8 protein-coding genes are annotated in these 10,604 nt (G+C 60.0%); 3 read left to right on the top strand and 5 right to left on the bottom strand.

The features are described 5' to 3' along the window. Positions 1-13 precede the first annotated feature (13 nt). Both ACSKT0_RS04780 and ACSKT0_RS04785 read left to right on the top strand, forming a co-directional pair. Entirely contained in the window at positions 14-949 is a 936-nt protein-coding gene (locus ACSKT0_RS04780) for a 2-hydroxyacid dehydrogenase (protein ID WP_437772740.1), read from the top strand. Between the two features lie 275 nt (positions 950-1,224). Next, positions 1,225-2,157 (top strand): HNH endonuclease, encoded by a 933-nt coding sequence (locus ACSKT0_RS04785; RefSeq protein WP_437772741.1) that lies wholly within the window; start codon positions 1,225-1,227, stop codon positions 2,155-2,157. A 258-nt stretch (positions 2,158-2,415) separates the two neighbouring features. Here the strand turns inward: ACSKT0_RS04785 and ACSKT0_RS04790 are convergent, their stop codons facing one another. Beyond that, entirely contained in the window at positions 2,416-2,952 is a 537-nt protein-coding gene (locus ACSKT0_RS04790; RefSeq protein WP_437772742.1) for a hypothetical protein, read from the bottom strand. Between the two features lie 117 nt (positions 2,953-3,069). Continuing rightward, a complete protein-coding gene (locus ACSKT0_RS04795; protein ID WP_437773968.1) occupies positions 3,070-4,143 on the bottom strand; it encodes an ISL3 family transposase in 1,074 nt (357 codons plus the stop codon). Between the two features lie 87 nt (positions 4,144-4,230). On the opposite strand from ACSKT0_RS04795, the gene ACSKT0_RS04800 reads away from it, so the two are divergent. Beyond that, positions 4,231-5,523 carry an ISL3 family transposase gene (locus tag ACSKT0_RS04800; RefSeq protein WP_437770063.1) on the top strand — a complete coding sequence of 431 codons (1,293 nt, stop codon included), beginning with the start codon at positions 4,231-4,233 and terminating at the stop codon, positions 5,521-5,523. Here ACSKT0_RS04800 and ACSKT0_RS04805 read toward each other — a convergent pair. From ACSKT0_RS04805 to ACSKT0_RS04815, 3 genes are all read right to left on the bottom strand, one after another. After that, the gene (locus tag ACSKT0_RS04805) at positions 5,486-5,818 is read right to left on the bottom strand and encodes a transposase family protein (protein WP_437772743.1); all 333 of its coding nucleotides are present in this window, start codon (positions 5,816-5,818) and stop codon (positions 5,486-5,488) included. The two genes, ACSKT0_RS04800 and ACSKT0_RS04805, sit on opposite strands and share 38 nt — an antisense overlap. Positions 5,819-5,903: 85 nt before the next feature. Further along, the gene (locus ACSKT0_RS04810) at positions 5,904-7,529 is read right to left on the bottom strand and encodes a KAP family P-loop NTPase fold protein (protein WP_437772744.1); all 1,626 of its coding nucleotides are present in this window, start codon (positions 7,527-7,529) and stop codon (positions 5,904-5,906) included. Beyond that, entirely contained in the window at positions 7,526-10,603 is a 3,078-nt protein-coding gene (locus tag ACSKT0_RS04815) for a type I restriction endonuclease subunit R (protein ID WP_437772745.1), read from the bottom strand. The genes ACSKT0_RS04810 and ACSKT0_RS04815 overlap by 4 nt, the downstream gene beginning before the upstream one ends. Position 10,604: the final 1 nt, after the last annotated feature.

Raw genomic sequence — 10,604 nt, forward strand, 5'->3', positions numbered from 1 at the left:
TGATGGTGGCGCGGTGACGGCCCGGCTGCGGGTGTGCCTGCCCGATCAGAAACTCCTGGACGCCATGGAACCTTCCGCCGACGTCGAGTTCGTCGTGTGGGACCTGACTGGCCCCGCCCCGGCGGACAGCTTCGACCTGCTGGTGCCGCCTTACATGGGCCGGCCAGACGCGCTCACGGCGCTGGATGGCGTGCCGGTCAGGCTCGTGCAGAGCCAGTCGATAGGGTACGACGGCGTCGCTGACGTCTTGCCGTCGGGTTGCGTTTTCGCCAACGCGGCCGGCGTCCATGAGACGTCGACGGCGGAACTCGCCTTGGGAATGATGATCGCCAGCCAGCGTAGTATTCCGGACTTTGTGCGCAACCAGGCGTCCGGTACGTGGGGCTATGGGCAGAGACCAAGTTTGGCGGACCGCAGGGTGCTCCTGGTCGGCTACGGGGGAGTGGGGAAGGCGATTGAAGCCAGGCTGTTGCCGTTCGAAACGCAGGTGACGCGGATGGCAAGCCGGGAACGGGACGATGACCACGGCCGTATCCTCGGCATCGACTCACTTTATGAGCAGTTGCCGCTGCACGAGATCGTGGTGGTTAGCGTACCTTTGTCCGAGCACACCCGTGGGCTGGTGGATGCTCGGTTCCTCGCGGCCATGCCGGACGGCGCGTTGATGGTGAACGTGGCGCGGGGCCCGGTGGTGGACACGGAAGCCTTGCTGCGGGAGACGTCTTCGGGACGGTTACGTGCTGCTTTGGATGTAACGGACCCGGAGCCTCTGCCGGCCGACCATCCTTTGTGGACGGTGCCTGGCGTGTTGATCACGCCCCATGTGGGCGGGGCGAGCTCCGCGATGTTCCCCCGGATGGTCCGGCTGATCCAAAAGCAGATCTCGTTGCTGCTGGCCGGTGAGGTGCCGGTGAACGTGGTGCTGGGTGCGGAATCGGTGGGCGAGTAGCGGGCTGAGCGGGCAGACGGAACGGATGGACTCGGGCATGCGGTTGACACCGACGAAGGAACCGTCGTGGCCGTATTCGGTTCCGAACTTTTTGGCCACGACGACGTCGGCCGGTAGCCGGCGATGACGAGCTTTCGTTGGTGAAGGCCCCGATCCACGGTGTCCAACAGGATAGGGGAGGAGGGACAACGGGTGCGTGGGCCGCGGAAGCTTTGCTTGTGATCGCGCAGGCTCGGCGGCGGCAGGAGTGACGACTCCCAAGCTATCCTGGGCAGATGGCCGCAATTGGGGAAACCGACACAGTGAATTTCGACGCGAAGTTGCGGCGTGAGGCGATGGCATGGCTGACGGTACGTACTAATGATGGCGAGGATTGGCTCACCCGAGAGGACATCAAGGACTTCACTTTGGACGGGGAGCCAAGAAGACTGCAGGCCACGCAGACGGGGATTTGGAAGCCGAAGGATCTTGGGGCGGCACTTTCGATCCAAACCGTTTACAGGGCTCCCGGTAGGGAACGCCCATACAACGATGAAATGGGGGAGGACGGGCTCCTTCGCTATGCATGGCGTGGAGATAACCGGGAGCACCCGGATAATCGCGCGCTTCGAGCTGCCATGGAGCAGCAGTTGCCTCTTATCTGGTTCTTCGGTGTTGGGATGGGGCCCGCCGTTTTTCAACCTGTCTTCCCTGTCTATCTTCTTTGGGAAGAACCTGAACGCAAGCGATTTGTCATTGATCCAAACGTTGGCAAGGGCCTCGTCAGTAAAGAAAGCCCGATAGAAGAACACCTCCGTCGCTATCTCACCGTGGAAACCAAAAGGCGATTGCATCAACCTGTATTTCGCTCGACCGTACTTCGGGCCTACAAGACTAGGTGCGCGGTGTGCGCGTTGGCTCACCGAGAACTGCTCGACGCAGCGCACATCGTTCCAGACTCCTCAGAACTGGGCATTGCTTCCGTTGTAAACGGTATGGCGCTGTGCAAGATTCACCATGCCGCTTTTGATGCGCACATACTGGGCATTCGTCCGGATTTTGTAGTGGAAGTTAGGGACGATATTTTGGCGGAAGTCGATGGCCCAATGTTGACCTATGGGATCCAAGCCCGGCACGGTCAACGTCTCATGGAACTGCCGCAAAACCGTCGCGAGTACCCCAGCCAGGATCTACTTGAACACGCCTACCAAGCTTTCAGGAGCGCTTGAGGTCCGTCCCCGAAGAGCGAATTCACTTTAAGACCCTGGCAGAGTCATCGTAAGAAATGGGTGACAAGCGCCTTCGCATCAGACACTATAACAAATGCCCAATTTCAGCACAAAGACTGCAGATGGGCATTGGCGCGGACGTCGCTAAAATAGTTAGAGCTTTTGGCTGCCTATATGCCGCAAGCCTGAAGGTTCACGATCGGTGGCAGTGTGCTAGTCGACGTCAATAACCCTCTTCGAGATCGCGGATGAAATAGCTTATGGAGAGTCGACGGGTTTGTCTTCATCCTCGTTTTGCCCGACTTCTCCCCTGAACATCCGAAGTCCTTCAATGGCGCGATATCGGCGAAGCTGCGCTGTTCCGGAGTGCGGAATCTGCGCATCACTAACTTCGGTTGGAAGGGGCGCAGTACGAAGTACTTCCAGTGGGATTAATTCCTTGAGTTTTTGAATGTCTAAACTGTCAAAATTGTTTCCATTCGATCCGAGGTAGAAACGGCCACGTTGCGAATCGCCTCTGTAAGCGAAGTGCCCGGCGACTGTAATAAGGTCAAAATGCTGCGATTCGATTGTTTCTTGTAGTCTGAGTCGGACGTGTTCCAATCCATCAAAGAAGTCCAAACATGACCAGACCTCAAGGAACTCACGGTCGGACGTTGCATAGGATTCGCTGAGGAGAATCTCGACCATCCAATCTGCGGCTCGCAGTTGCCATGCATCCGCCAGGTCAACCAGGAATTCAGGTGCTTGTGGGCCGTTTGCCTCAGTGGACTCGGCCGGCTCGTCAGCGGCCATGTTCTTCCCAAATGGGTAGTAGGTGTTTGTGGCCCTTCTGAGTGCCGTGCCGAGCGATGCGGGCGACCCAAAGGGGCTCTTCACGGTTCGTGGGGAAATGGATCCCTGGGATGAGCGTCATGCCGCCGTCCGAACGGCACTTCTCAAGAGAATAACCGACTTGTAATTGGCCGGGTTGCGGTAACCGCGGGCGGTGCGTTTGATGTTCTTTATGGCGGTGTTGTTGGCTTCAACCTTGCCCGTCGTGGCACCGGTAATGATCAGCACCTCGATCTCTTTCCACCACCGGCAGACGGTGCGGTAGAGCCTGTTCGTCTCCGGTCGTCCGGCTGCCTTGACCAGTTCCTCAAGTTCGTTCTTCGCCGTCGCGGCGTCCTCCAGGGAGCCGGTGCGCAGCAAGACCCGCAGCTGTTCCTTGACCTTCCAGACCGCCTGGAGCGTGCCGGTCGGATCGTCGGCAGCGAACACTTCTGCTAGCCGGTGGGCGGCCTTCTCCGTGAGGGTATTGCCAGCGCGCAGGAGAAGCATCCGGTGCGCCCAGGCCTTGTCGACGGCCCTTCCGCGGCGGCCCTTGACCTGTTGGGACAGGTTCTGCCGTGTCTCGGTCACGGCCTGGTTGGCCAGGGAGATCAGGTGGAAGTGATCGACCGCGACAGCGGTCCGGGGAAGCCACATCCGCAGCGCCTTTCGGAACGCGGCCGAGGGGTCGATCGCCACGACCTGCACGGCCAGACGCCATGCCAGAGGCCGGGCGAAGAGCCACTCCCCGACGCCCCTGTGGTCCCGGCCGTCCAGGACGCCCAGCACCTGGCCGCTGTCCAGATCCACGATCGTGGTCATCCACGGCTCGAACCGTGTCCAGGCCTTGGATTCGGGGTCCTGGAAGTAGCGCACGGACCGGAACCGGTGCTCATCGATACCCAGCATTCTTGGACTCAGCTGATCCACATCCGGAAGGGTGAGAAAGCAGGCTTCATTGAGCGCGACACGGACCATCCACCAAGACACCGCGAACGCGGCAGCAGTCTCCGAGACGGCCCGGCCCGAACGGATGACCGCACCCACGAGCTGGTCCCGGAGCCGGCCGGTAGAGCGGGCACGCCGCGGGACCTGGGCGGTGGACTCAAAGAACGAGAGCCTCTCGCACGCCGGTTCTTCGCAATACCGGCTCTTCGTGGTTGGTGGGGAAATGAGTTCGTGTCGTTGAAGACAAGGGGGCCCGTGGCCCTGCTGGGATGAGTGTGTCTAAGCATTCAACCTGGAACAGGACCACGAGCCTTGAACGAGCCTACCGGGGTCGCAGCTGAGGCTGCCACCAACATCTTCAACCTGCCCGATTACCGTGTCATTTCCACCGGAGTGAGCCCCGATGGCGGCCGGAGGGTCATTGTCGAAACCGACCAGCCGCCGGGCTGCCCCACGTGCGGGGTGGTTGCGTCGCGGCGGAAGGAACGACGCTTCCAGCGGATCCGGGACATTCCTGTCGCCGGCCCGGTGGAGGTCCTCTGGTCCAAGTACCGCTGGTATTGCGAAGAACCGGCGTGCGAGAGGCTCTCGTTCTTTGAGTCCACCGCCCAGGTCCCGCGGCGTGCCCGCTCTACCGGCCGGCTCCGGGACCAGCTCGTGGGTGCGGTCATCCGTTCGGGCCGGGCCGTCTCGGAGACTGCTGCCGCGTTCGCGGTGTCTTGGTGGATGGTCCGTGTCGCGCTCAATGAAGCCTGCTTTCTCACCCTTCCGGATGTGGATCAGCTGAGTCCAAGAATGCTGGGTATCGATGAGCACCGGTTCCGGTCCGTGCGCTACTTCCAGGACCCCGAATCCAAGGCCTGGACACGGTTCGAGCCGTGGATGACCACGATCGTGGATCTGGACAGCGGCCAGGTGCTGGGCGTCCTGGACGGCCGGGACCACAGGGGCGTCGGGGAGTGGCTCTTCGCCCGGCCTCTGGCATGGCGTCTGGCCGTGCAGGTCGTGGCGATCGACCCCTCGGCCGCGTTCCGAAAGGCGCTGCGGATGTGGCTTCCCCGGACCGCTGTCGCGGTCGATCACTTCCACCTGATCTCCCTGGCCAACCAGGCCGTGACCGAGACACGGCAGAACCTGTCCCAACAGGTCAAGGGCCGCCGCGGAAGGGCCGTCGACAAGGCCTGGGCGCACCGGATGCTTCTCCTGCGCGCTGGCAATACCCTCACGGAGAAGGCCGCCCACCGGCTAGCAGAAGTGTTCGCTGCCGACGATCCGACCGGCACGCTCCAGGCGGTCTGGAAGGTCAAGGAACAGCTGCGGGTCTTGCTGCGCACCGGCTCCCTGGAGGACGCCGCGACGGCGAAGAACGAACTTGAGGAACTGGTCAAGGCAGCCGGACGACCGGAGACGAACAGGCTCTACCGCACCGTCTGCCGGTGGTGGAAAGAGATCGAGGTGCTGATCATTACCGGTGCCACGACGGGCAAGGTTGAAGCCAACAACACCGCCATAAAGAACATCAAACGCACCGCCCGCGGTTACCGCAACCCGGCCAATTACAAGTCGGTTATTCTCTTGAGAAGTGCCGTTCGGACGGCGGCATGACGCTCATCCCAGGGATCCATTTCCCCACGAACCGTGAAGAGCCGCAATACCAGCGGTACTTGGACCAGAGGACCTCCACCGGGCCGGCGACAGGAATGTCCCGGATCCGCTGGAAGCGTCGTTCCTTCCGCCGCGACGCAACCACCCCGCACGTGGGGCAGCCCGGCGGCTGGTCGGTTTCGACAATGACCCTCCGGCCGCCATCGGGGCTCACTCCGGTGGAAATGACACGGTAATCGGGCAGGTTGAAGATGTTGGTGGCAGCCTCAGCTGCGACCCCGGTAGGCTCGTTCAAGGCTCGTGGTCCTGTTCCAGGTTGAATGCTTAGACACACTCATCCCAGCAGGGCCACGGGCCCCCTTGTCTTCAACGACACGAACTCATTTCCCCACCAACCACGAAGAGCCCCCAAAGGAATCGACAATAAACGAGACGTGCTCACCATGATTTTCGAGATTGGCGTCGAGCAGCCTGGCGAGCCATCCGACTTTCTGCATCCCTGGGGAGATCGGAAGGTCAAATTGAACCGGATCTCTGGCCAACGATCTCGCGACAAACTTAACCAGGTTCATGTTCGGCACTGCACTGCTCCAGTCGGAATGTAGGTTCCCCTTCTGAACTGCAAGCATTCGAATATCGATATTGGGATGGTCGAAGGTATCAATCAATGGCTGCCCGGCTGGGGTTACTCCTTTAGACAAGCTGTCTATCTGCGTAAGTATCAATTGGTCAGAAATGTCGCCAAAAGGTAGCGAGAACGTAAAATACCGGTCAAAGTATGCGGGGTCGCAAGCCCGAAATTTTCCCGAAGAGTCCGCCGAGCGGCCGAGTTCACCTGCCATTCTTGGGAATAGGTCAGAAATTGCTCGACCTAGTGCGAGTATTTCGGTCTTGCTTGTATATCCGGATTCGCTGATGAGTTCATCCCATTCCGCCTGGGCCTTGGGGCGATCTTGAACAGGAGCAACAACTTTTTTCATTCCGATCAGACGACCCCTCCACTTCGGGATCTGCGCATAAATCCTCGGATGATGAAGCCGCAGGAATGTGATAGCTAAGAAATCCGCGGGATCCACTTCATTCTCCGCGAGGGCAAGATACGTCTTGGCCTGGGCGCAGTACCTCCGACATGCCCTGGGGGTTGTCAAGTGGTCCCACATATGGTCCGTATAGAACGCCTGAAACCGCTGGAATGGGGAAAGTGTAAACGGGCTGGTGGTGTCAGTTAATATTGATCGGACTTCATCGAAAACGATTCTTTGAAGGTGAGTCTGTTGCGCCGGCGGAAGTGAAAGCGGATACTGAACAATCTTCTCCAAGAAGGCGTTGGCCGTCTCGGTCTTACCCCGAAGACCGGCGGCTAGTATCTCAACAAGTGAGTTGTGATCATAGGAAAGAAGGTAATTGGTCCGTGGAAATCTTCCAGTCAACCGGACCATTTTCATCAACGTCATGATTTCGTCAGGTTGCAATCGGTCAATGTCGTCGATTATCACCAGAACCCTAGACCCGGCTTCGTTTATAGCATCGGAGAGACGTTGAAAGGCACTGTCCCAGGATTCTTCGGGTAGTGTCTCCTTGACCAGCTCAGCAACTCCATTGCCAAGGCCCCACGGAACCGACTTCAGCAATGGCGAGGAACGTCTCATGATCGTTTTGACGTTTTTTCGTACTTTTCGATGACTGCCTTTCGGGAATGCCTCAAGGAACGATGCGAAGAATTCACGCTGTATCTCTGTCGAGCCTTCAGCCGACCAAGGACTGAACGTAACCACCTTAACCTGGGGTCTAAGAGCAGGTCGCAGGAAGTTTAGCAGGGTGGACTTTCCTGAACCCCAGGGACCGGTAAGTGCCACAACGCTGCTGTCGTTGCTGTTGGTCAGATTCTTTAGTAGGTCCGCAACCATGCTGAGGAACGGCTGTCTCCCAAGGAGGTCATCCTTCGGATTCCTCAGCGGCGCGTCTGTCCAGGGTTCGATTAAGGCTTGTTGGAGGTGGTCATTCATCCCTGGAGCTCCTCGTAAACCAGCTCACTCAGCATCTTCAGCAGTGCCCTCATCTTCGTCTTGTCACCCAAGGCCTGCAGGCTCAGGTTGTAGTGGCTGTCCATCGAGTTCGACACGGCATCGGTGACGGCCTTCTCTAGATGGGGACTGCCGCCGAAGTGGCTTCGCGAGTTGTTCTGTGCCTGTTTCTGCAACGTCTCATTCTTCACCAGCTCGCGCCGCACGCCTTCGACGAAGTGTGCAACCGCATCCAGTTCCTCCCCCTCGAACGGCAAATTGGCCTGCCGGATGATCTCTTCCCACGTCGCCAGAACAGGATCCTTAGCCTGCCCGGTGCCCACCTCGGTCGGTGGTTTCAGAAACGCATCCTCGCCAGAGAGCTGAAGCTGGGCCTGCCCCTTGTCCTTGAGCGCGTACTTCGCAAGCACGACCCCGGATAGGTCCAGCGCCACCTTCGCATCGTTCACGCGGAGAACGGGAAGGAGGTGCTTGTAGTAGATGGAGCGCTTCTCCAGGTCCGTGTCGGCGAAGTCTACGATCTGGGAGAGGAAGTCGTAGGCGCGGACGAAGGAGCCGAGGTCCTTCCGGAACAGGTCCAGCTCCTCTTGGGCCGCCTTGTCACACTCAGCCACGGCGGCGTTGTACCGAGTGTTGAAGCGCGATTTTGCCGGAGCCACCCAGCCGGAGAGCGCGTTGTTACCTGCCTCCAGAACGTAGGACTTCACCAGCCCGTCCACCTCGGACTCGAGGTAGATCTGGGCGGCGTCGAGCTTGGCCTGAAGGTCGTGCACGACATTCGGATCCGAGACGCCCTCCAACGCGGCCTCGCGGAAGTAGGGCTGGAAGGAAGCGAGGATCTCGTCCGGATTGTTGACGAAGTCCAGCACGAAGGTCTGGTCCTTGCCCACGGCGGTGCGGTTCAGCCGGGACAAGGTCTGGACGGCCGACACTCCCGAGAGCTTCTTGTCCACGTACATGGCGACAAGCAGCGGTTGATCGAATCCAGTCTGGAACTTGTTGGCCACAAGCATGATCTTGTATTCGTCGGTGGAGAACGCCTCTGAGAGCGTGCGCCCCTTGAGCCCTGGGTTCATGTTGATCTCGGTGAATGCCTCGAGGCCCGATTCGTCGTCGTTCACTTCCCCGGAGAAGGCGACCATGGCGCCCAGGCCGGAGTAGCCGGCGTCGTGGATGTATTTGTCGATGGCGAGCTTGTACCGGACGGCTTCCTTGCGGGAACCGGTGACCACCATCGCCTTGGCCTTGCCGTCGAGGCGCCAGGCCACGTTGGCGCGGAAGTGCTCGACGATCACCTGGACCTTCTGGCTGATGTTGTACGGGTGCAGCTTTACCCAGTTCATCAGCGACTTCAGTGCCTCTGATTTCTCCACTTGAGTGTCGTCCGAGTCGTAGTCCCGGCCCTCGTGGGCTAGCCGGTAGGCCACCTTGTAGCTGGTGTAATTCTGCAGCACGTCCAGGATGAAGCGCTCCTCGATGGCCTGCTGCATGGAGTACAGGTGGAACGGCTGCGGCAGCCCGTCCGGGCCCTTGCGGCCGAACAGCTCCAGGGTTTTGGCCTTGGGCGTGGCAGTGAAGGCGAAGTAGCTGATGTTCTTGGCATCGGCACGCTCGGCCATCTCGGCCGCCAGATAGGATTCGACGTCGAAATCGCCGCCGTCGTTGACGTCCGCAAGTTCCTCCGCAGAGAGGACTTTCTTCAGCTTGTTCGCCGTGGACCCGGTCTGGGAGGAGTGGGCCTCGTCCGCGATGATGGCGAAGTTCCGGCCCTTTAGCGACTGGGATTCGGCGATTGCTTTCAGCGCGAACGGGAAGGTCTGGATGGTGACGATGATGATCGGTGTTCGGGCCACTAGCGCGGCCGTGAGTTCGGCGGACTTGGAGCCGGCGTTGCCGCGGATGGGGACCACGACACCGGACTTGTGTTCGATCTGGTAGATCACGTCCTGCAGCTGGGCATCCAGGACGGTCCGGTCGGTCACGACGATGACGGAGTCGAAGATCTTCTGGTTGCCGGCGCCATGCAGGGAGCTGAGTTGGTGAGCGGTCCAGGCGATGGAGTTGGTTTTGCCGGAGCCCGCGGAGTGCTGGACCAGGTAGCGGTGGCCGGGGCCTTCATTGCGGGCGGTCTCGATGAGCTGGTTGACCACGTCCCACTGGTGGTAGCGCGGGAATAGGAGGGATTTGCGGACTACCCGTTCTCCGGTGACGGGGTTGGTTTTGTCGCTTATCTGTAGGTGCAGGAATTTGCCGATGATGTTCAGCCAGGAGGCGCGCTGCAGGACCTGTTCCCAGAGGTAGCTGGTGGCCGATCCTTTGGCGTTGACCGGGTTGCCGGCGTGGCCGTCGTCGCCGAGGTTGAAGGGCAGGAAGTAGGTGTCCTTGCCCTTGAGCTCGGTGGTCATCTGGATTTCGTTGTTGCTGACCGCGAAGTGCACCAGGGCCCGGCGGCCGAAGGACAACAGCGGCTCGTCCCTGTTCTTGCCGTTGCGGGGCTGTCGGTCTTTGCGGTACTGCTCGACGGCATCATTGATGTTTTGCGTGAAGTCCGTCTTGAGCTCGATGGTCGCGACCGGCAGGCCGTTGACGAACAGGACCAGATCGATGCTCTTCATGGTGTCCACCGTGGAGTAATGGACCTGCCGGATCACTCGAAGGCGGACCTTGCCGTAGCGTTCCAGCGTTTCGGGGTTCAGACCCATGGCCGGCCTGAACTGGCACATCTCAAATTTCGCAGCGACGTCCTTGAACCCCGTACGGAGGACCGAGAGCATGCCGGCTTCCTTGGCAGCGGGCTTGTCCAACACCTTGCACAACCTGTCCAGAAGGAGACCCTTAGCGACGTCATGCTCGGCCGGGGAGTCCGCGGGTTTCAGGACCTTCGCCAGCTGCTCAGGCTGGGTATCCGCCAGCCATGCGATGACATCTTCAGGGACGATGGCCCGGGTGGCGTCGTAGAGGCTGCGAGCCGGCCGGTGAGGCTCGTAAATCCAGCCCTCGGCCGCGAGGGCCTGACAGATCTCCTCTTCGAATGTCACTTCATTGTGCTGTGCCATG

The sequence above is a fragment of the Arthrobacter sp. KNU40 genome (assembly GCF_051515115.1).
Taxonomy (GTDB): domain Bacteria; phylum Actinomycetota; class Actinomycetes; order Actinomycetales; family Micrococcaceae; genus Arthrobacter.

Coding starts and splice junctions, on each gene's coding strand:
- ACSKT0_RS04810 (WP_437772744.1), bottom strand. CDS start 7,529: ATGAATGACCACCTCCAACAAGCCTTAATCGAACCCTGGACAGACGCG.
- ACSKT0_RS04815 (WP_437772745.1), bottom strand. CDS start 10,603: ATGGCACAGCACAATGAAGTGACATTCGAAGAGGAGATCTGTCAGGCC.
- ACSKT0_RS04790 (WP_437772742.1), bottom strand. CDS start 2,952: ATGGCCGCTGACGAGCCGGCCGAGTCCACTGAGGCAAACGGCCCACAA.
- ACSKT0_RS04785 (WP_437772741.1), top strand. CDS start 1,225: ATGGCCGCAATTGGGGAAACCGACACAGTGAATTTCGACGCGAAGTTG.